At 53.4% G+C, this 20,179-nt stretch carries 18 protein-coding genes and 1 tRNA gene; 10 read left to right on the top strand and 9 right to left on the bottom strand.

Translation table 11 applies throughout. From position 1 onward, the window contains the following. The 3 genes from RDK48_RS02425 to RDK48_RS02435 all read left to right on the top strand — a co-directional run bounded on the left by RDK48_RS02425 (position 1) and on the right by RDK48_RS02435 (position 1,518). On the top strand, positions 1–459 hold the full coding sequence (locus RDK48_RS02425) for a PTS sugar transporter subunit IIB (protein ID WP_022657413.1): 459 nt from the start codon (positions 1–3) through the stop codon (positions 457–459). Positions 460–657: 198 nt separating this feature from the next. Continuing rightward, entirely contained in the window at positions 658–1,134 is a 477-nt protein-coding gene (locus tag RDK48_RS02430; RefSeq protein ID WP_298994217.1) for a hypothetical protein, read from the top strand. Positions 1,135–1,441: 307 nt separating this feature from the next. Next, a tRNA-Arg gene (locus RDK48_RS02435) sits at positions 1,442–1,518 on the top strand. Positions 1,519–1,643: 125 nt separating this feature from the next. Here RDK48_RS02435 and RDK48_RS02440 read toward each other — a convergent pair. From RDK48_RS02440 to RDK48_RS02455, 4 genes are all read right to left on the bottom strand, one after another. Then, the gene (locus RDK48_RS02440; protein ID WP_298994216.1) at positions 1,644–2,297 is read right to left on the bottom strand and encodes a retron system putative HNH endonuclease; all 654 of its coding nucleotides are present in this window, start codon (positions 2,295–2,297) and stop codon (positions 1,644–1,646) included. Continuing rightward, positions 2,294–3,475 (bottom strand): AAA family ATPase, encoded by a 1,182-nt coding sequence (locus tag RDK48_RS02445; protein WP_298994214.1) that lies wholly within the window; start codon positions 3,473–3,475, stop codon positions 2,294–2,296. Before RDK48_RS02445 ends, RDK48_RS02440 begins: the two co-directional genes overlap by 4 nt. Positions 3,476–3,775: 300 nt before the next feature. After that, positions 3,776–3,919 (bottom strand): response regulator, encoded by a 144-nt coding sequence (locus RDK48_RS02450; RefSeq protein ID WP_298994210.1) that lies wholly within the window; start codon positions 3,917–3,919, stop codon positions 3,776–3,778. Between the two features lie 5 nt (positions 3,920–3,924). Continuing rightward, positions 3,925–4,140 carry a hypothetical protein gene (locus tag RDK48_RS02455; RefSeq protein ID WP_298994208.1) on the bottom strand — a complete coding sequence of 72 codons (216 nt, stop codon included), beginning with the start codon at positions 4,138–4,140 and terminating at the stop codon, positions 3,925–3,927. A 373-nt stretch (positions 4,141–4,513) separates the two neighbouring features. Between RDK48_RS02455 and RDK48_RS02460 the strand changes: the two genes are divergently transcribed. Then, complete coding sequence (locus tag RDK48_RS02460; RefSeq protein ID WP_298994206.1) at positions 4,514–6,169, top strand: multicopper oxidase family protein; 1,656 nt, start codon at positions 4,514–4,516, stop codon at positions 6,167–6,169. Positions 6,170–6,399: 230 nt separating this feature from the next. Beyond that, positions 6,400–6,894, top strand: coding sequence for a periplasmic heavy metal sensor (locus RDK48_RS02465; RefSeq protein WP_298994203.1), 495 nt, complete (start codon positions 6,400–6,402; stop codon positions 6,892–6,894). A gap of 102 nt (positions 6,895–6,996) precedes the next feature. Here the strand turns inward: RDK48_RS02465 and RDK48_RS02470 are convergent, their stop codons facing one another. The 5 genes from RDK48_RS02470 to RDK48_RS02490 all read right to left on the bottom strand — a co-directional run bounded on the left by RDK48_RS02470 (position 6,997) and on the right by RDK48_RS02490 (position 13,986). After that, positions 6,997–9,453, bottom strand: coding sequence for a DUF3365 domain-containing protein (locus RDK48_RS02470; protein ID WP_298994201.1), 2,457 nt, complete (start codon positions 9,451–9,453; stop codon positions 6,997–6,999). Between the two features lie 364 nt (positions 9,454–9,817). Further along, positions 9,818–10,300, bottom strand: a complete 483-nt coding sequence (locus tag RDK48_RS02475; RefSeq protein ID WP_298994199.1) for a hypothetical protein — start codon at positions 10,298–10,300, stop codon at positions 9,818–9,820. Between the two features lie 73 nt (positions 10,301–10,373). Continuing rightward, positions 10,374–11,807, bottom strand: coding sequence for a VWA-like domain-containing protein (locus RDK48_RS02480; protein ID WP_298994197.1), 1,434 nt, complete (start codon positions 11,805–11,807; stop codon positions 10,374–10,376). A gap of 3 nt (positions 11,808–11,810) precedes the next feature. Further along, positions 11,811–12,803 (bottom strand): MoxR family ATPase, encoded by a 993-nt coding sequence (locus RDK48_RS02485; RefSeq protein ID WP_298994195.1) that lies wholly within the window; start codon positions 12,801–12,803, stop codon positions 11,811–11,813. 229 nt (positions 12,804–13,032) lie between these two features. After that, a complete protein-coding gene (locus RDK48_RS02490; protein WP_298994193.1) occupies positions 13,033–13,986 on the bottom strand; it encodes an AraC family transcriptional regulator in 954 nt (317 codons plus the stop codon). A 342-nt stretch (positions 13,987–14,328) separates the two neighbouring features. On the opposite strand from RDK48_RS02490, the gene RDK48_RS02495 reads away from it, so the two are divergent. From RDK48_RS02495 to RDK48_RS02515, 5 genes are all read left to right on the top strand, one after another. Beyond that, positions 14,329–14,865: a flavodoxin family protein gene (locus RDK48_RS02495; RefSeq protein WP_298994191.1), complete on the top strand. Its 537-nt coding sequence runs from the start codon at positions 14,329–14,331 to the stop codon at positions 14,863–14,865. Between the two features lie 161 nt (positions 14,866–15,026). Beyond that, complete coding sequence (locus RDK48_RS02500; protein WP_308587790.1) at positions 15,027–15,890, top strand: LarC family nickel insertion protein; 864 nt, start codon at positions 15,027–15,029, stop codon at positions 15,888–15,890. A gap of 90 nt (positions 15,891–15,980) precedes the next feature. Continuing rightward, complete coding sequence (gene larB / locus RDK48_RS02505) at positions 15,981–16,745, top strand: nickel pincer cofactor biosynthesis protein LarB (RefSeq protein WP_298994188.1); 765 nt, start codon at positions 15,981–15,983, stop codon at positions 16,743–16,745. A gap of 234 nt (positions 16,746–16,979) precedes the next feature. After that, positions 16,980–18,389: an aldo/keto reductase gene (locus RDK48_RS02510; RefSeq protein WP_298994186.1), complete on the top strand. Its 1,410-nt coding sequence runs from the start codon at positions 16,980–16,982 to the stop codon at positions 18,387–18,389. A gap of 3 nt (positions 18,390–18,392) precedes the next feature. Next, complete coding sequence (locus RDK48_RS02515) at positions 18,393–19,883, top strand: 4Fe-4S binding protein (protein ID WP_298994184.1); 1,491 nt, start codon at positions 18,393–18,395, stop codon at positions 19,881–19,883. Positions 19,884–20,179 lie beyond the last annotated feature (296 nt).

The following is a 20,179-nucleotide window of genomic DNA, read 5'->3' on the forward strand; positions in this document are numbered from 1 at the left end:
ATGTGGTTTCGCGTGGACAATCGCCTGGTTCACGGCCAGGTCATCGAAGCCTGGTTACCCTACACAGGGGCGCGGCATCTGGTGGTAGCCAACGACGAACTTGCGAACGACATAATGCGGCAGCAGATAATTGAACTGGCAGTGCCGCAGCGCGTGATGACCCACTTCATCAGCGTAAAGGAACTGGCGGCCACGCTCAATTCATGCGGCGATGACTGTTTTGTGCTGTTTGCCAATTGTCAGGATGCGCGGCGCGCCTGTGATGCGGGCATCCTCATGCTGGTGCTGAACATGGGCAACCTGCACTACGCGCCGGACAAGCTACAGGTGCTGCCCCATGTGGCCCTTTCCGCACAGGACAGGGAAGACCTGCACGTTATACAGGATCATCTTGTGCAGCTTGATTTTCGCTGCGTTCCCACAGAGACAGTTCGAGGCCCCAATGATCAACTTTTCTGATTTATTCGCTGCTGGGGCTCCCTACGCTTTTTTTTTGCCCTGGCTGGCGCTGCGCGTTCAACCTGCATCGTTGGCCTTGTAGACCGCCCCATCTGTCTGGCCCTGTTCGCGGGCTTTTTTACCGGCGACTGGTCGCTGGCTCTCCCCCTTGGCATAATCATCGAACTGCTCTGGCTTGACGCGCTGGAACTTGGCAGCGTGGTGCCGCCGTATGGCAGCCTGAGCTTTCTGCTGGTGTTTCCCCTATGCAGACAGTTTGGGCTGGATCAGCCCGGTATGGCGCTTTTACCGCTCATACTTGCCATGATGGCGGCCTATACGGCGAGCTGGTGTGAACAGCGCCAGCGCATCAGCCTGAACCCGATGGTGGACGCCGTGGTGGCGTGGGGGAGCGGCAGCGGGGGAGCATCGCCGGGGCGCGTCATTCTGCGGGCCGGGTTGTGCCGCGTCTTGTGGCAGATGGCACTGTATATTGCGTGCTTTGGGCTGATTTATATGCTGCTGGCGGTGCTTTCGGCGCATCATGCCATACCGGCCCTGCGGGCGGTGACGTGGTCGGCCCTGTATGTGGCGGCCCTGCTTGGGGCGGTGCTGTCGCTGCGCACACGGCAGGCCTATGCCGTGCTTGTGGGTACGCTGGGCGCGCTGGCACTGCTCATTTGGGGCGGCAAGTAAAGGTGGTGGCAACAGAGTTGTGGGCTGGTGGTAGAGCTGCTGCGGCTCGGCCTGCTATTCGTCCAGATTTAGACGGAACTCGCCTCCAGCTCTGCGGGAGAGCGACAACCTCCTAAGTTGTAGGCTGTCGCTGCGGGCCACCAGTACAGGCCACCAGTTACAGGCGCTTTCTCCCTTCCTGCGAACCATGGTTTCTCTTCTCCTCGCGCGCCAGAAGTGCCCATCCTGATGCCAAAGGCTTGCTGCCTGTGAAGCCATAGACGCCCAGCTTGACATGACCCTAAAGAATCACTACAAAATCCGGATTGCGCTCGTAGCTCAGTTGGATAGAGCGACAACCTCCTAAGTTGTAGGCCACAGGTTCGATTCCTGTCGGGCGCACCATATTTAAGGGCACATGAATATAAACTTCATGTGCCCTTTTTTACAGACAGGTTTTCTTGAAAAGTAACAATCATTCCCCGAAATACCCAAAAAAGATTTTTTGAACATATTATGTCTAAAAAATATTAATTATTTTTATAAAAGCTTAAAGGGACAAAATAATAAGGTGCATATCTGCCATTAGAGTCTTTTTTCTCTAAATTTATTAAACAATCCGGATCAATTTTTAAAAGATTTTCTGTAATTTCTAGTATTTTTTTTCGTTCAACATTTAATGTTTTTGCTTGAAGACCCAATAGCTCAATTGTGTCAGATGCTTTTTTTTGATTCTCTGGAGTGTTTTCAAAATTTGGCAGAATTTTCCCATCAACACTAAAAGAAAAAAATGAAAGACAGTCCTCTTCTAGCGGAGATATTGGCAGAGATTGATCCCCTTGAGCAATATCGCAATGTCTCTCCCCATCGGTAGAAGCACAAGATGCGCAAATATTTTCGTAACTCAAAGTGTTTAATGGATCTTTAGATTGTGGTGTAAGATGAGCATTACGAATATTATGCTGTTGACCTTTCTTTAACAAAGTTTGTTGTATAATTGTGCCAGTCCCTTTTTTGCCAATTGCTGCTCCACAAAAACAACAAACAAAGCCTTGCTCTACCAAGAGAGAATTTCGAAGTTCTATTCTTACACATGTAGATAAGTCTTCATATTTCCCATTTGGAAAACGTTTCTTCCAATCGGTTAATCTGGGCGGCTCATTGCTTTTTTTAATGAAAATCATAAGCCAAGCAACCTCATTTTGAATTCTAGCTGAGAAATTACAGGTAAATTCCCATATTTTTTCTTTAACTTAGATAAGGCTGTTGTGGCTTTCTTGGCGTCTTTATTTTGTATAATATTCTCTATCTCGTGTAATTCTATGGAAAAGTCGTTATCATAGCTGTCCGTATCAAAAAATTCTGCAACAATGCTTTCTACGCTTCCACCTTTAGCATATTCAACATTTTTTTGAATGATGTGATCTTGGTCATCGTGTGATAACCATATAATCTCTTCTTTGTTAAGGCCTGCCCATATAAATGGAGAGTGGCTTGTCATGATGAACTGAACATCAGGGAAAGAAGTTTTTAAAATTTTTCCTATTCTCATTTGCCACTGAGGATGTAGGCTAGCATCTACTTCATCGATAAGTACGACGATATCTTTTTCATTTGGCTCAGCGTAGGCCTCAATGCAAATTTCTCCGATCATTGCAATAACGCTTGCTTCCCCTGATGATAACTGATCTTCAACATTAAGTGGAATACTGTTCTTTTCAACAATTAGTGTTCTTTTGTCTTTTTCACCTTCTATGGTGATCTTCCCAAATATGGGATTAATTTCTTTTATTGCAGTTCTTATTTTTTGCAAAGCAGGATTATTATACTCCATTTTCCCAGTTTTTTCATATTCAGATACTCTTTTTTTATTTTCATCATATTCCAAATTAAAAAAATTTTCTTTCAATTTCGCGTAATTAATTATGCCACGTGTGCATACAAACTTTGGTGCAACTGAGACTTCAAAGCTAATCTGACCATTTTCAATTTTTTGACTAATATTTTGTGAAAACATGCCTGGTATAAAGCCAACACATTTGATATTTAAATCATCTACATTTTTTGTTGATATTTCATTTTGTTGGTTCGGGGGAAATGATACTTTTATTATTTCATTGTTGATCCCTTCAATTGCAACACTTGCTTCTTTGTTTATATTTCTAACTCTCTCTTTATGGAATATTTTTAGAGCCACTTCTGGATTCATTTGTATTGTATTAATTAAATCATAAATTAAATATATGATGCTGCTTTTACCAGTACCATTTTCACCATAAATAACATTCATATTGCTATTTAGACTGATTTTGATATCATCTATAGCCCTATAATTTTTGATAGTAATATTGGATAGCTTCATGATCTTCTCTCTTATTTGTTTCGAAACGAGTGACAAAAAAATTATATGAAATTTTTTTTAATCACACAATACATTGTATAAATGTGTCACTTTTTTTTGAGCAACAATCATGAATACTCCAGTAGCTCTATTTATTGCTTCTATAGTCAGCAGAAAACGTCTGTACCCTTGAAAGTAACTGTTCGATTCTACGGAATTTTTTCATAATTTTTCCCCCTTCCCCCCCTCACCTCTTCTGCAACCACGCGCAGAGCTTATGGTAGAGCAGCGACACTGAAACGGCTTTGGCGATAAAGTCGTTCATGCCAGCCTTGATGCACAGTTCCCGGTCTTCGGCAAGGCGTTGGCTGTCATGGCGATAATGGGGATTGTGGCCCCCACCGGCAGCAGCCGTATCTGCCGGGTGGCCTCCAGGCCGTTGATGTGCGGCATCTGCATATCCATAAGAATCAGATCATAGGTAGCGCCTGCACCCGCTCAATGGCCTTGCCTCCGTCCTCTGCCAGATCAACGACAAAGCCCACGTCTTCCAGCAGGGTTTGTGCGATCTCGCGGTTGATAGGCTCGTCTTCCACCAGCAGAATGCGCTTGCTGCCAAGCTTTTGCCGGGATGGTGCGTTCCGCTTCCTCAGCGCTGACTCTGGTCGGTTCGTTGACCAGGGCATATCCGCGCAGTACGGCAGTGAATCGAAAAAGATTTTTGCTGCGAGGTGTTTGTCTTTTGGGGCTTCGGCTGCGGAACTATATTTTTGTCTTTGGCTCCGGCTTTTATTTTAAAGTAGTTTAACAAGGAACGAAATAGCTTGAGGTGGAACGTTAAAGCATATGTTTTTTTGATTTCCTCAGCGTATACTATGTTTTGTATTGTAAAGGTCTGATTTTTTCACAAGATGAAGCAAATAATCTCGCATGGATATGTATTAAAATAGTCTATATGCTTGCTATTGCGGTATGACTAGAGTATTTTTTTATAAGGTCTTTTGACTCACCAGCGTTAGCAACTCCAGGTTTAGGGATAACCATTCTGAGAGGTGCCAGATGCAGCAAAATCGTAGAGAATTCCTGTCCTTTTCCTCTAAAGCCGTCATACTCGCAGTCGGGTCAGACCTTGGCTTTGGGGGCCTACTTCAAGCCGCAACAACAAATTTTAATTCTACCCAACTGCCTGTTCCGGGCAAATCGGGCCTCTTTGGGCTGCTTACCCCGGAAGGGAAGTTTACCCTGACGGCAGAGGAAGTAAAAGGAGCACTGCCCGCAACTGGCGCGCCCATGCTTGCTTATTCTGCCAAGTATAAGGGTGAGGCATACCTGAACCCGATCCTCGTGTTGCGTAAGGGGCAACCTTTTGAAACAACGCTTGTGAATGGTCTGGACGAGCCCACAATTATTCATTGGCATGGAGTGGATTGCTCATGGAAACAGGCAGGGCATCCATCCTATGCCATTGGGCCCAAGAGCAGCTACGAGTATTCGTTTCCTGTAACAAACCGGGCCGGAACGTATTGGTATCATCCGCATCCCCACGGGTTGACAGCAAAACAGGCGTACATGGGGCTGGCATCCTTTTTCATAGTGCGCGATGACGAGGAAGAAGCCTTTGCCAAAGAATATGATTTCCGCCTGGGCGAGACGGATATTCCCATTGTAATTCAGGACAAGCGCCTTACCCATGATGGCCGCCTGGACTATTCCCCATCCAAAGATGATTTGATGATGGGTTATTTGGGCGACACCATACTCGTCAATGGGCAGCGTACACCCACACTCAAAACTTCCACGGGTCTGTACCGCTTTCGCCTGCTCAATGGATCCACTGCCCGCATTTACAACCTTTCATTTGTTTCAGATGGCAGGCAGCTCCCCTTCCTGCTGATCGGCAACGATGGCGGCTTCCTTCCAGCAGCACAACAAATTGACGGCCTCTTCTTATCTCCTGGCGAACGCGCAGACATACTGCTGGACATGAGCACCTTCTCCCCAGGGCAGGAAATATTTCTTCAAAATATGCCCTTCGATCCCATGCACAATGAAGGTGAAATGATGGGAATGAGCGGCATGATGAACATGGAGCATTCAACAGGCGCTGCTTCCATGAGTCACGCGAACGGCAGCGATAACCAGCATGCTATGGGCGCTGGTGAACATGCCGGAAGTCACGGTGGTCTGGGCGAGGGCAGCACTTACCCCGTTTTGAGGCTGCTGGTGGATGAAAAGGTTACTTATGCCAGAAAACTACCAACGAATCTCTCTGACATCCCGGCCCCCCGCGTCGAGGGATTTGATCGCCCCATTAATTTGGCCATGAGGCATATGGGGGGATGGACTATTAATGATCACACTTTTGATATGAACAGTTCGCCCATAGTTGTAAAAAAACGTGGCCCTGAAATTTGGCGTATCAGCAATGCCAAAGCCAGCATGCCCCATCCTATGCACCTGCATGGATACTTTTATCGTGTGCTGGAAAGGAGCGGCAGCCCCACGCAGGTAAAAAATCGTGCTGTGGATGCTCACGGGCGGCTTGCTACGGATCTTGGCTACAAGGACACTGTACTGGTCTGGCCTGGTGAGACTGTCACTGTGAGTATCGATTTTTCCAGCCCGCAATATCCTGGTGAGCAACTGTTCCTCTTCCATTGCCATAACCTTGAACACGAAGACCAGGGCATGATGCTCAATGTCAGGGTGGTCTAGTCCGCAGGCCAGCCCCACTTGGCCCCATGCCGGTAGGCATATTCAGTAGTTGCACGCTGGGGCTGGACATTTCATAGCAATTTGATATGTAATGAAGGTGGATTTAAAAACAAACGCGCAAACACCCCCCAACACGGAGAGGTATTATGAAATCTTCAAAAATTATTCTTCCCATCCTTCTGGCCGCAACAATGGTTGGCACCACTGTCTATTCCACCACTGCGGTGGCCATGGACGGAAAAATGGGAGGTTGTGGCATGATGGGTGGTTCAGAAATGGGCCCCATGATGTCACATATGGGCATGGGGGCAATCCACCCAGGCATGATCAAACATATCAAGGGGCAGCTGAAGCCCGAACAAATGGCTCAGTTTGACGCAGCACTCAAGGATTACAGCAAAAAAATTGAGCCCACGCAGCAGGCTCTCTTTGTTAAGCATGAAGAACTGAAAGCCCTGCAACATGCGACAAACCCGGATGTGAAGGCTGTAAGCAAGACTGCTACCGAGTTTGCGCAGCTTGTCAGCAAGCTCAAGTCAGAGCGTGAAGCCTTTGAAGACAAGATCACAAAAGATTTTGGCATCAAAGATCTGCACGGCGGCATGATGGGTGGCATGAAGGATGGAGGCATGATGGGTGGCATGAAGCACGACGCCATGGGGCAGACTCCCCCTGCTGCCGCAGCAGATCAAGCGCCCGCTGGACATGAAGGGCATAAGCAATAAACGAAGAGCGTTGAACAAAATCTGATCATCTGGATTGGGGTTGAGGGGATTTGTTACTCCCCTCAGCCCCAATTTTTCTTAGCTAGTGGCAATTTGCCCTTTTCAATTCCCCCTCTGCAACCACGCGCAGAGCTTCTGGTAGAGCAGCGACACTGAAACGGGCTTGGCGATAAAGTCGTTCATGCCAGCCTCGATGCAGAGTTCGCGATCTTCGGCAAAGGCGTTGGCAGTCATGGCGATAATGGGAATGGTCGCCCCTTCGGGGAGCAGCCGTATCTGCCTGGTGGCCTCCAGTCCGTTGATGTGCGGCATCTGCATATCCATGAGAATCAGATCATAGGTAGCGGCCTGCACCCGCTCAATGGCCTTGCCGCCGTCTTCCGCAAGGTCAACGATAAAGCCCACGTCTTCCAGCAGGGCCTGGGCAATCTCACGGTTGATAGGCTCGTCTTCCACCAGCAAAATGCGCTTGCTGCCAAGCTTTTGCCTGATTGTGCGTTCTGCTTCCTCAGCGCTGACTCTGGTCGGTTCGTTGTGCGGGGGCGCATCCTTGCGCAGCACGGCAGTGAACCAGAACGTGCTGCCCTTGCCCTCCACGCTGGTCATCCCCGCCTTGCCGCCCATGAGTTCCGCAAGCTTTTTGGTGATGGCAAGGCCAAGGCCCGTGCCGCCGTATTTGCGGCTCATGGAGTTATCCGCCTGTTCAAAGGCGCTGAAAAGGCGCGGCTGCATCTCCGGGCTGATGCCGATGCCTGTGTCTTCCACCTCAAAGCGGTACGTCACGGTGCTGTCTGTCTGCGATTCCGGGCGCACTGCCACCTTGACATAGCCGTGATCCGTAAACTTGAGCGCATTGGTGGCGAGGTTGAGCAGGGCTTGCTGCAACCGGCTGTCGTCGCCATAGACGGGGCAGGTCTCTGGCGCAGCATCCATAAGCAGGTCAAGGCCTTTTTCCTGCGCTTTCTGGCCCAGAATGGAAGTGATGTTCTCAAGCAGGGTAGGAATATGCACGGGCACATGTTGCAGCACGAACTTTCCGGCTTCAATTTTTGATAATTCCAGAACATTGTTGATGATTTCCAGCAAGTGACTGCTGGCGATCTCGATCTTGGTGAGCTTTTCCACCTGATTGGGCGTGAGCCCCGATTTGCGCAAAATATGGATCATGCCCGTGATGGCGTTCAGGGGCGTGCGAATCTCGTGGCTCATGTTGGCGAGAAAGGCGCTCTTGGCAACGCTGCCAGCCTCCGCTGCGTTTTTGGCAATAATCAGATCCTGGGTGCGCGATTCCACCAGCGCCTCCAGCCGTTCACGGTGGGCCGCAAGCTCGGCCTCAACCTGCTTGCGCTCTGTGATATCCCTGACCAGCCCGATAGCCACCCACTTGCCCTGCATGTTCATGGTAGACAGCGCAAGCTCAATGGCAAATTCCTGCCCATCCTTGCGCAGGGCGCTCAATTCAACGCCAGAACCCAGAAAATCCCCCTGACCGCTGTGGCAGAAATCTTCCAGACCCTCGGCCATCCTATCGCGATAGCGGGGCGGCACTAAAAATTCGTGCAAAACGCGCCCTATAACCTCGTCTGCCGTATAGCCAAAGATGGTCTCCGCCGCCTTGTTCCAAAAAATGATGTGCCCGGAGCAATCCAGCAGAATCAGCGCGTCCTTGATGCTGTTTGTTGTCAGGCGGAAGCGCTCCTCATTCTCGCGCAGGGTTTGCTCGCGCTTCTGGATTTCTGAACTCATTTTATTGATGGAGTCGGCCAGATCGCCAATTTCATCCTTGCCGATGCGGTGAACCCGGACGGTATAATCGCCCGCGGCGAGTTTTTTGGTGCTTTCTTCCAGCCGCGCCAGGCGGGCAATAACGTATTTGTTGAGCAAGACGCCAAGCGCAATCAAGAGCACCAGATACCCAACAAGGCGCAGCGCAAGCTGAAAGACCCACTCGGAATAATATTCCTGACGCATCTCCTGCGTGGGCATGAAAATGCTGACTATGCCCCGGATATCATCAGTTTTGTAATCGAAGGCATCTGCGTAGTTCGCAGCGATGGACTGGGGGGCATTCTCGCGGTTGCCATGACATCGCAAGCAGTATTCTTCTACCCAAATGGGGCTGGTGTAGTGATAGTAGGCAAGGCCGTTTTCTGTTACTTCAACCATCCGGCTCTTGGCGGCAGGGTTGGCTTTGAACCATGCCAGGGCCTGAAGCTCAAAATGATTTGCCATGTTGGCGGGATTGCGCGGCCTGTCAGAAACAGTGCTGAACCTGAGTCCGCTGTCGCTCCAGTTATGGAATTCTGTTGAAATTCTGGAGAGCGCGTACGCAGGCAAAAAACCGATGGTGGCATCGGTTACGGGCAGCCCACTATCAATGAACTGCTTTTGATAAACACGGCGGGTGGACATGATAATGGCGCGGATGTCTTCTGCATCACGCCCCAATTCGATGCGGATGGAAGACTCAATTTCATTGTAACCAAAATAGATATCAGCACAAATGATTATGCTGATAATTGCAGCGGTAAGGCACCAAACCTTGTACTTGATGCGCATAGCAGCCTCTCAGTCAGCCTATGGCACGTTATCAGTCTCAGGCCAGTGGTCTTGCGATATGCATTGTGTCTGGTGATGCAGGAAGGTGAAGCAGGAAAAACAGACTAATAACAAATTATGAATTTGAAGGTAACTTGTAATGTCTGTATGAATCAGAATTTTTATGAACATACAGTTGTATGATGATTATGTCAAAATAATACTCATATGTTATGAGTTTATTTCAATATTTAAAAAATCATATATTTTATGCTGATAGATGCGTGATGAATTTTGTGTGCGAGATATAAGCCATTTTTTATTGTTAGGCTGCTAATTAAAAGCATGTCCATGTTCACATATCTGCCGCAACACATCATTATATTTATTGGCCGGAGGCTTGGGCCCCGGCGGCAAGGCGCAAAAAGCGCTCGGCAAGCAGGTTGGGGGCAAGCATTACCTTGGCGGCGGCAGAAGTTTGCACGCTGCCGCTCACGCTCATGGGCTGGCTGTTGTCTGCCCTTTCAATTTCTGCTTCCAAGGCGGCGCGCAGGCGCTGAAACGATTCTTCCACTTCCGGGTATTCGTTGATTTCGCGCCAGGGCAGGGTGAGGCTGCGCGTCCACGAGTGCCCCTTGTGCGATGGGGCCTCAAGGGTGTGAAAATGGGTGGGGGTGTAACCCTGCGCCCGCTCGAACAGGCCGGGATAGCAGTAATCCTGCCGTTCTTCTTCTGGCTGCGGAATGGTTGAAACTATGCTGACAATAGGCAGGGCCAGAGCTTTTTCGTGTTCTTCAAGATGCACAGAATATTGCAGGACGGGCCGCATGTAACCGCGTTTCTTGGTGATTTTCCATTCAATATGCATGGCGACCTTGTGTGGGGCTGGGGTGTTGCTTGGGGGCTGGCATCAACTAAGGCACCTGATTAAAGCGGTTGGTTCAGACCGTGCCCAGTGCGGCTGCTGGTTCCGTCAGACATATCACCTGTCCGAATGGCGGCTGTTGCTCGTGCGGCGCACTGCAAATCCACAGTACCGGGTATTCCGGCTCGGCGGGGTAGCGGTCGCACTCCAGATCGGTAAACCAGATCAGACAGGTGGGGGCCAGGCGCTCGTCTTCAATATGCGCGCACACAGGGCGGTAATCCGTACCGCCGCCCCCCACAGGTGCTAGGCTGGCGGGGATGTCCATACGCGTAAGCGTGAGGGTTTTCTGCACCTTGGTATCGTGAAACAGCACTGTGAGCGTGGTGTCGTAGGCCTCAAGCACGGTTGTAAGCTCTGCGCAAAACATGGCCAGCGCCTGCTCGTCCACAGAACCGGAGCAGTCCACAGCCAGCGCCACGTGGGGCAGGCGGGCCTCCCGCCGGGCAGGCAGGTAGATGTTCTGGTACAGATAGCGGCGGTTGGGCGTAGTCCACGAATAGTCGTTTTGTGCGCACTGCTCCAAAAAGCGCTGTAAAAGCGTGCGCCAGTCCAGCTTGGGCCGCCACGCCCGGTCAAGCTGCCGGGCCAGACCTGCGGGCATGCTGCCCATGTTGCGGGCGCGCTGCATGGCCTGCATCATGGCTATATCCGCCTCCTGCTCGGCGGCCTTGAGGGCCTGATCGTTCTGCATGCCTTGCGCATCGGGGTGATCCTGCACCTCGCCGGTGAAGCTGGTTGTGCCCTCTGATTGCTCCGGGCGGCCTTTTTCGCGCCTGGCTGCGGCCTTGTTGCCAGCGGCGGATTGCGGGTCGGCGTCCGCGTCTTTTTGCTGCTCGCTGTTTTGTGCGCCTTGCGGCGGGGTGGGCTGCTCCGGTTGCTCGGTCTGCTTGCCGCCATCAAAGGCGGTTGCGCCAGCGCCTTCTGTCTGTTCCACGCCCTGCGCAACCTGCGCGTTTTGCGCGCCCTTGTTGGTGGGGGCGTCTTGCAGGCTTGCCAATGCGTCAAAGATTTCATCCGCATTCATGCCCGCATAGGCCGGATTGTGCGCAAAACCCTGAGGCAGGGTAAAGCCTGACTCCACCAAAATGTGGTTGATTGCCAGATCGCAGGCGCGGTTCCACAGTTTTGCATTGCGCCCTTTACGGCGCAGATGATGGCCGAAGGCCAGATGCAGAACCTCGTGCGCCATTGCCCCCACCAGCGATTTTTGCGAAAGGGCGGTGGAAAATGCCGGGTTGTAGCCAAGGGTTTTGCCGTCTGTCCACATATCCGCGCAGGAGGGGTCTGCCTTGTAGCGCAAGCGCAGGGCCAGAGAGCCGAAGAAGGGATGCTCCATGACCAGAGCTGCCCTTGCGCGCGTGATGCAGTGCTGGGCTGCCAGGGTTGCATCTGTGATGGTGGGGACTGCCTTTTGCTGGTCTGGATGCTGGTTCTCGAATGTGTGCATGGCTTAAAGCAGAACTTCCGCGTTTTTTTCTGCCCAGCGGTTGAAGGCCGGGGTGTTCACCACATCCGTATTCTGGCAGACAGCATCGCGCATCAGCAGTACGCTGAATTCAGCGGGCAGGCGCTCGGCATAGGTGGTGAGGGCATCCATGGTGTCTTCTGCCGCGCGCAGGCTCAGGGCCTCGCATGTGGCGTACAGGGCGGCTGGCTCCTGCGGCACGGTTGCGGCATCCGGTTGCGCCAGGATGGAATCCACCGTGGGCAGCTCGCGCCATACAGAGAGAAAACCCATGAACTCCGCTGCGGCTGCGGGGCCGACCGTGCCTTGAAACAACTCGTACTCCACCTCGCGGGCGGGTGCGGCCTCCAGCATGCACGAAACAAATTCCCACGAGCGGGGCGAGGCAAAGGCTTTTTCCATGCGTTGCGGGTCAAAATCGTGCAGCAAGCGGGGGCGAAAACGCAAAAACGCGCAGACCTCGCGTCGAATGCCCGCTCCCTGCGCCCAGGCGAGCCAGTCGTCAAGGCTGGCGTCAAACTCCAGATGCACCATGCGGTTAGCCAGAGCAGAAGGCATGCGGTACGAGACGGCCTTGTCCTTTTCCCGATTGCCAGCCGCAACAATGGACCAGCCATCCGGCAGGCGGTATTCGCCAATGGCTCTGTCGAGTATGAGCTGGTAACAGGCCGCCTGCACCAGCGGCGGGGCGGCGTTGAGTTCGTCAAGAAAGAGTATGCCTTGCGGCGGGTCGTCCGGGCCCGGCAAAAAGGCTGGCGGGCACCATACGGCGGTTCCCGCATCTGTAAGGCGCGGCAAGCCTCGCAGATCAACGGGATCAAGCAGCACGGCGCGGATATCGCGCAGGGCCATGCCCCGCATGGCGGCGACCTGGGACACTATCTGGCTTTTGCCCACGCCCGGCGCGCCCCACAGAAATACGGGCTGATGAATGCTGGTGAGGGTCTGCAAAGCGGAAATAACCTGTGAAGGCGTCATGTTTCTTCCTGAACTAGCTGTGATTGGAGAGAGGCGCGTGTGTTCGTGGAGAGGCACACGATGAAGTATGAAGATGGAGGAAAGGAAATTGAAAGTCAATATCAATCAAGAATGCGGGAGATGGACACGAAGAAATAGAAGCATGGCGGGGGAGGTTGCCCCGCTTCGGCGCGAGCCTTGCCACCGTACTGCATCGCAAACTCAAAGTGCCCTTAGTGTGCGGATTGCTTCACATTGTCTTGTGGCTGCCGGAAGCGCAGTCGCTCTGGGTGCTGATCAGGCCCTTTATATCGCGCAGGGGCGGGGTGCCGAACTGGCGGCGATATTCGCGGCTGAATTGCGAGGGGCTTTCGTACCCCACCTGAAAGGCGGCGCTGGTGGCGTCCAGGTGCTCCATGAACATGAGCCGTCTGGCCTCGTGCAGACGCATCCACTTTTGGTATTGCAGCGGGCTCATGCTGGTCATGGCGCGAAAATGAAGATGGAAGGTCGAGGTGCTCATGCCTATCTGTCTGGCAAGGCTGTCTATCTTCAAGGGCTGCACGTAGTTTTTCTTGAGCCAGTCAATGGCCTGTGCGATCTGGAAGCCGTGGCTGCCAGCTGCCACAATCTGGCGCAGATAATGCCCCTGTTCGCCCAGCAGAAGTCGGTAAAGTATCTCTTTGTGAATCAGCGGGGAGAGCACGGCAATGTCTTGCGGGTTGTTGTGCAGGTCAAGCAGCCGCTGAAAGGCGTTGAGCAAGGGCATGCACACCTCGCTGACCCGCATGCCGCGCCCGGATTTTGCCGCGCGTGAAACCGGCAGATTGCTGTCCACCATCATTTGGGCCAGCATGCGCATATCAAGCTTGAGCACCATGCCCAGAAGCGGAACTTCCGGGCTGGCCTCCACCACGTTTGCCACTACGGGCAGGCCGACAGATGAAATCAGGTAGTGGTTGGCATCATACAGATATTCTTCGCCCCCCAGCATAACGCGCTTGGCACCCTGAGCAACAAGGCAGATAGTTGGCTCGTATATGCAGCTTGCGGGCTGGGTCGGCGCTTCGTACCGCACAAGCACAAGCCCCGGCACTGCCGTTTCCAGACGGTGGTTTTGCTCGGTCTGGCGGGCAATGTCGCGGGCCAGCGCCTGCCGCTGAATATTCAGCATGTCGCATTTATCTTTGTCTTGCTGAGGCATGGTCGTTCTCCCTTTCTGGTTTTTTACCAGAAGAGGACGGATAAAAACAACACAATAGTTTGAATCATCGGACAATCAGGCAATAATTTGAGAGAATCGGACTATACGCTTTTAGTCAGGACTCTTAAAAGAATAAAGCAGCGGCTAGGGCAATATGAGCAAGTTTGCGTGCCTGACGCAAAGGCATTTTTCCCGGTGAAATGCCTGTCAAAAAGTTAAAGCAATGGTTTAAATATTCAGGTTGAAGTTTGCAGGGATGCGCTTGAATGGCTGAAAATCGGCGTCTGAACAGCAACTGGCAAGGGATTAAATACTTACAAAGCAGTGCATATGGAGCGAGTAATGAAAAACATCCTGATTTTTTGCGGCAGCCCACGCAAGGGCGGCAATTCTGATCTGCTGTGTGAGCAGTTCATGGCTGGAGCGCAGGAGGCAGGCCATAGGGTGGAAAAGATTTTTGTGCAGGAGCATAAAATCGCTCCGTGTCTTGGCTGTGGATACTGCCAGAGCCATGAGGGCGTTTGCGTGCAAAAGGACGGCATGGAAACCATGCTGGAAAAAATGATCAAGGCTGATGTTCTTGTGCTGGCCTCGCCCGTGTATTTCTATTCTGTGAGCGCGCAGATAAAAGCCCTCATGGACAGGACGGTTGCTCGCTACACTGAAATCAAGAACAAGATCATGTATTACATTATTGCCGCTGCGGACACTGACTTGTCGCACATGGAGCGAACCATCGAGTGCTTCAGGGGTTTTGCCTACTGCCTTGAAGGATCGGTGGAAAAGGGCGTTGTGTACGGCGTCGGCGCGTGGAACAAGGGTGATATAAAGGGCTCCCCCAGCATGAAGCAGGCTTTTGAGCTGGGCAAAAACGTGTAGAGGTAGCACATGCGGTGTGCCGGATCGCCGCCATCATGCAGGAATAGGCAAAAATCAAACCGTATTGTCTATTCCCTGTTGCGGGCAAAATACCTATATTGCGCACGGGCGGCGGCAGTCTGTCCCTATTTTTCCAGATGCACATTTCTTGCCGGGGCTTTATGAAGATACTGTATTACGATTGTTTTGCCGGAATCAGCGGCGATATGAATCTGGCCGCCATGATTGATCTTGGGGTCAGCCCCGATTACCTGAAGGCCGAACTGGCAAAGCTCGCCATTGATGACGAGTTTGCGCTCCAGTGTCAGCCAGAAAAGTGTAATGGCATTCAGGGGACGCAGGTTTATGTGCACTTGAACGGCCAACAGCTCGGGCACGCACATAGGCATGAGCATACCCACGGGCACGAGCATGAACACGGACATACGCATACTGGTGCGCCTGACCGCGTGCATGACCACAGCCTCGTGGAAGCCGGGCACCTGCCGCACAGAAATCTGGCCGACATCGCGGCAATTATCACGCAAAGCGCGCTGGCAGACCCGGTTAAGCAGACGAGCCTGAGTATTTTTCGCCGCATTGCCGAGGCAGAAGCCAAGGTGCATGGCAAGGCTCTGGAAGACGTGCATTTTCATGAGGTTGGCGCTACGGATTCCATTGTGGACATTGTGGGCGCGGCTATCGGTTTTCATGCTCTGGGCGTTGATGCCGTGTGGTCTTCGCCCCTGGAGCTTGGCGGCGGCTTTGTGCGCTGCATGCACGGCATGATGCCAGTTCCTGCTCCGGCGACAGTCGAGATTCTTCATGGCATCCCCACCACGCGCGGCGGGGTGGAGCATGAGGCCACAACTCCAACGGGGGCGGCCATTATTGCCGCTCTGGCTGTCGCCTTCACGGCAGCCCCGGCCATGACTACCTTGAGCACGGGATACGGCATTGGGCATCGCCGTACCGAGCGGCCCAATATGCTGCGGGTGCATCTTGCGGAAGCGGACGAAGCCGCAGTCGCTGGCCCTGCCAGATGATTCTGCCTGCTCTGGCGTATCTTGACGCTAGGGATTGTACGGGGCAAATAAAGATCGCGGGCATGAAGCCCTCCATGTCGGAGTAGAGAAATGTCAGGTGGTTCACTGGAAAAGCTGCTCACAGATATCAGGGACGGAAGCCTCTCTGTTGCCGATGGCATGAATCTGCTGCGCGAGAGTTCTGTGCTTGACCTTGGGCACACCAAGTTTGATTTGCAGCGCCCGGCGCGTAATGGCTTTCCTGAGGTCATTTACGGCGAAGGCAAAACCCCTGAGCAGGTGGGCGAAATATTCCTCCGCGTGGGCGACCGCAGCAATGTGCTGGCCACAAGGGTTTCGGCAGAAATGGCCGCCCATGTGCAGTCCGTATGCCCCAATGCTGAATATAATTCTCTTGGGCGAGCCCTCACGCTGGTCGTTAAACCCATTGCCTGGAAGCAGGGCGAAGTTGCCATTGTCACTGCGGGCACCTCAGACCTGCCCGTGGCGGAAGAAGCCCGTGAAACCTGCCGCATGCTTGGCGTGCGCGCCAAAATTCTTGCTGATGTGGGCGTGGCTGGCATCCACCGCCTGATCAACAACTTGCCAGAGGTGCTTGCCGCCCGCGCCGTTATTGTGATTGCGGGCATGGAGGGAGCACTGGCGAGCGTGGTCGGCGGTCTGGTGCCCCAACCCGTTGTGGCGGTTCCCACCTCTGTGGGCTATGGGGCCTCGTTTGCGGGGCTGTCCGCCTTGCTTGGCATGCTCACCTCCTGCGCCAGCGGCGTCACTGTAACCAATATCGACAACGGCTTCGGCGCTGCCTGCGCCGCCTGCCGCATGATCAATGCCTGCGAGAACAACAACAAAACCTAAAGCCTGAACTGTCCGGCAGAGCGGACACTTGCCTTTATATTCCCCCCACAAATCTGTTCGGTGCGACGGCGCTGTTCTGTCAGGCACACGCCTTTGTTTTCAGCGAAATGCTGCGCTGGCGCATGGCTTGGCGTACATATATGCCGGGCCGTCTGCACGGTAGTCATACGAGAGTGCACAGAGCAGGCAGCCAGCCTGCTGATATCCTGAACATACTTCCACTGCGGAGCTGTTATGGACAAGAATGATACGTCTTCCGGGGTATCGCGCCGCCGTCTTTTGCAGGCGGCAGGGGCAGGCGTTGCAGGGGGCGCTGTGCTCTACGGGCTGGACAAGCTGCGCCTTTTGCCCAGTTTTGAGCAGCCAAAGCCTGTGCCGCCTGCGGAAAAAATGACTTGCCGCGTCAATCCCAAAAATGGCGACAAGGTATCGCTGCTGGGTTTTGGCTGCATGCGCTTTCCCATGCTGCCGGGTGCAGACAGCCCCACCGGGCCGGATGTGAACGAGCAGGGGGCCTTCGCGCTGGTGGACTACGCCATTGCCCACGGAGTGAACTATTTTGATACGGCGTGGCCCTACCATCGCGGCGTTTCAGAAAGCGTCATCGGCAAGGCCTTGCAGCGTTATCCCCGCGAAAGCTTTTATCTGGCCGACAAAATGCCTACCTTCCTTATGCCCACAAGGGAGCAGGCCAGGGAAATTTTTGAAAAGCAGCTTGAAAAATGCAAGGTAGAATACTTCGATTACTATCTGCTGCACGCGATTCAGTCTGTTGAAGCCTATCAGACCGTTTATGAAAAGAACGGCGTGCTCGAATATCTGCTTGAAGAGAAAAAGAACGGCCGCATCCGCAACATTGGCTGGTCGTTTCACGGCAATGCGCCCACGCTTGAATATCTGCTCTCGCGTGATGTCGCGTGGGATTTTGCCATGGTGCAGCTCAATTATCACGACATGCTGCACGAATACAAAATAGCGCCCAATCAGGCAAAGTTCATTCCCAAAGACCCTGCGCCCACGCAGTGGATGTTTGAAAAAATGCAGCAAAGCGGCCTGCCGCTGATAGTCATGGAGCCTCTACTGGGTGGCCGGCTTGCCCGGCTGAACAAAAAGGCGCTTGCCATCCTTCAGGCTGAAAGACCCGAGGCCTCGGGCGCATCATGGGCTTTCAGGTATGTGGCGGGCTTGCCCAACGTGATCACCATGCTGAGCGGTATGACCTATATGGAGCACCTTCAGGACAACCTGCGGGCGTTGGCCCCTTACGAGCCGCTTTCCGAACGCGAAATGGAAGTTCTACAGGCGGCGCTTAATGTTTTTCTGACCCAGTCAAACATCCGCTGCACCACATGCGGCTATTGCATGCCATGCCCCTATGGCGTGGATATCCCGTCTGTATTTGCCCATTTTAACCGCTGCCTTGATGATGAGCTGATCCCCAAGGGAACGCGCGACCCTGACTATGAAAAGGCCCGCCGGGCCTACCTTGTGGAATATGAACGTTCTGTTCCCGAATTGCGGCAGGCGGCGCGCTGCACAGGGTGCGGCAAATGCCTCACGCATTGCCCGCAGATGATCGCCATCCCGGATGAAATGGCCCGCCTGGGCAAGTTTGTTGAAAATCTGAGAACAAGGCAGGGATAGCCAATGTTACGGATCGTTCGCATCATACTGGCCGCGCTCTGTTTTGCTGCAATCTGCCTGCTGTTTGTGGATGTGAGCGGGCTGTTTGCGCCATCGCTTGCCTTTATGGCAAAGGTGCAGCTTGTGCCTGCGGTGCTGGCTGGCAGCCTTGGCGTTTTGGCGGGCATAACCCTCCTGACACTGGTTTTCGGCAGGATTTATTGCTCCGCCTTGTGCCCGCTTGGTGTGGTGCAGGACATTATCGGCGCAAGGGCGGGCAAGTACCGCTTCCGCTACTCCTCCCCGCGTAGCCTGCTGCGGCTGGCATTTCTTGGCATTTTTGTATTTTCCCTGCTGGCGGGCGTGCCGCTGGTTTTTTCGCTGCTTGAACCATACAGCGCCTTTGGCCGTATGGCGGCTGATCTGCTGGCCCCCCTTTGGGCAACGGGCAGCAACGCGTTTGCCTGGGTCTCGGAACGGGCGGGAAACTATGATGTCGCCCCCACACTGGTATGGCAGAAAGGTTTGGCAGCACTGGCAGCAGCGGCTGTCACTCTTGCCGTGGTTGGGGTCTTGTCATGGCGCTCCGGGCGGCTGTGGTGCAATACCATCTGCCCTGTGGGAACTGTTCTGGGATTTTTGAGCCGGTTTTCGCTGTTCCAGCCCCGCATAAACGAAAGCGCTTGTAAAAAGTGCGGCCTGTGCGAAAAGGCCTGCAAGGCATCCTGTATTGACGCAGAAGCCGGAAGCGTTGACGCAAGCCGTTGCGTGACCTGTTTCAATTGCGTGGGAGTGTGCCGTCACGGGGCCGTCAGCTATGCCCCCAGATTGTCAAAAGGACATGCTGAGGAGCACACACAGGCGCAGGCTACAGCTCCTGCGGAAACAGCGGCACAGGACAAACACAACGGTGCACGTCGCAGCGTGCTTGCGGCACTGGTTGGCATTGCCGTACCCGGGCTTGCCTTTGGCAGAAGCGCTTCGGCCATTCCGGCGCTTACCCGCAGGCAGAGCCCTGAGCGGCAAACGGCCATTGTGCCGCCGGGCGCGCAGTCCGCGCAGGAGCTTGGCGCGCGCTGCACCGGGTGTCAGCTCTGTGTTTCTGCCTGTCCCAATCAGGTGTTGCGGGCATCGGATATCGGCAGCGGCATGCTGCGCCCAGCGCTTTCTTTTGAGCGGGGCTACTGCCGCGTCAACTGCGTGACCTGTTCGGAAGTCTGCCCCGCAGGGGCCATACGGCCCATTACCCCGGCAGTAAAAAGTTCCATGCAGATCGGACGGGCCGTTGTTGCCCTTGAGAGCTGCATAACCGTGACGGACAAAGTAGCCTGCACTGCCTGCGCCAAGATATGCCCGCCACGGGTGATAAATCTGGTGGGGCCGGATGATGCCCCCAAAAAGCCGGTTGTAGATGCGGAGCGCTGCACTGGCTGCGGCGCATGCGAATATGTTTGCCCGGCGCGTCCTTTTGCCGCAATCCATGTGGAGGGCGTTGCGGAGCAGAGACGCATCTGACCTGGCTGGATCCATACCTGCCACGGGCAGGCCTCCAGGCTTTGTAACTGACAATGGCTGCTTGCGGTTTCGGTCCAGGCAGCCATTTGCAATTTTGCCTGATTTCACAGAAAAACAGTTTAACAACGGCCAGAGTGACAACTTCAACCAGCGCAGCCTCCATGCGTCATGATTGACTTGCCGCCCTTTAGGGATAACGATATCCAGTTAGGGCAGCGGCTGCCTTGTTTACAGCGCCGTTGTATTGGATGGCGCTTGAGCCGCTTTTTACAAAATTTCTGCATGCCTTGATATGC

This window comes from uncultured Desulfovibrio sp., from assembly GCF_902477725.1.
Lineage (GTDB): Bacteria > Desulfobacterota > Desulfovibrionia > Desulfovibrionales > Desulfovibrionaceae > Desulfovibrio.

Excerpts from the sequence above, each read along its gene's own strand:
- RDK48_RS02510 (WP_298994186.1), top strand. The coding sequence starts at position 16,980 with ATGGACAAGAATGATACGTCTTCCGGGGTATCGCGCCGCCGTCTTTTG.
- larB (WP_298994188.1), top strand. The coding sequence starts at position 15,981 with ATGTCAGGTGGTTCACTGGAAAAGCTGCTCACAGATATCAGGGACGGA.
- RDK48_RS02465 (WP_298994203.1), top strand. The coding sequence starts at position 6,400 with ATGGACGGAAAAATGGGAGGTTGTGGCATGATGGGTGGTTCAGAAATG.
- RDK48_RS02500 (WP_308587790.1), top strand. The coding sequence starts at position 15,027 with ATGAAGATACTGTATTACGATTGTTTTGCCGGAATCAGCGGCGATATG.
- RDK48_RS02490 (WP_298994193.1), bottom strand. The coding sequence starts at position 13,986 with ATGCCTCAGCAAGACAAAGATAAATGCGACATGCTGAATATTCAGCGG.
- RDK48_RS02470 (WP_298994201.1), bottom strand. The coding sequence starts at position 9,453 with ATGCGCATCAAGTACAAGGTTTGGTGCCTTACCGCTGCAATTATCAGC.
- RDK48_RS02475 (WP_298994199.1), bottom strand. The coding sequence starts at position 10,300 with ATGCATATTGAATGGAAAATCACCAAGAAACGCGGTTACATGCGGCCC.
- RDK48_RS02445 (WP_298994214.1), bottom strand. The coding sequence starts at position 3,475 with ATGAAGCTATCCAATATTACTATCAAAAATTATAGGGCTATAGATGAT.
- RDK48_RS02440 (WP_298994216.1), bottom strand. The coding sequence starts at position 2,297 with ATGATTTTCATTAAAAAAAGCAATGAGCCGCCCAGATTAACCGATTGG.
- RDK48_RS02495 (WP_298994191.1), top strand. The coding sequence starts at position 14,329 with ATGAAAAACATCCTGATTTTTTGCGGCAGCCCACGCAAGGGCGGCAAT.
- RDK48_RS02515 (WP_298994184.1), top strand. The coding sequence starts at position 18,393 with ATGTTACGGATCGTTCGCATCATACTGGCCGCGCTCTGTTTTGCTGCA.
- RDK48_RS02425 (WP_022657413.1), top strand. The coding sequence starts at position 1 with ATGTGGTTTCGCGTGGACAATCGCCTGGTTCACGGCCAGGTCATCGAA.
- RDK48_RS02485 (WP_298994195.1), bottom strand. The coding sequence starts at position 12,803 with ATGACGCCTTCACAGGTTATTTCCGCTTTGCAGACCCTCACCAGCATT.
- RDK48_RS02460 (WP_298994206.1), top strand. The coding sequence starts at position 4,514 with ATGCAGCAAAATCGTAGAGAATTCCTGTCCTTTTCCTCTAAAGCCGTC.
- RDK48_RS02455 (WP_298994208.1), bottom strand. The coding sequence starts at position 4,140 with ATGCCCTGGTCAACGAACCGACCAGAGTCAGCGCTGAGGAAGCGGAAC.
- RDK48_RS02480 (WP_298994197.1), bottom strand. The coding sequence starts at position 11,807 with ATGCACACATTCGAGAACCAGCATCCAGACCAGCAAAAGGCAGTCCCC.
- RDK48_RS02450 (WP_298994210.1), bottom strand. The coding sequence starts at position 3,919 with ATGGATATGCAGATGCCGCACATCAACGGCCTGGAGGCCACCCGGCAG.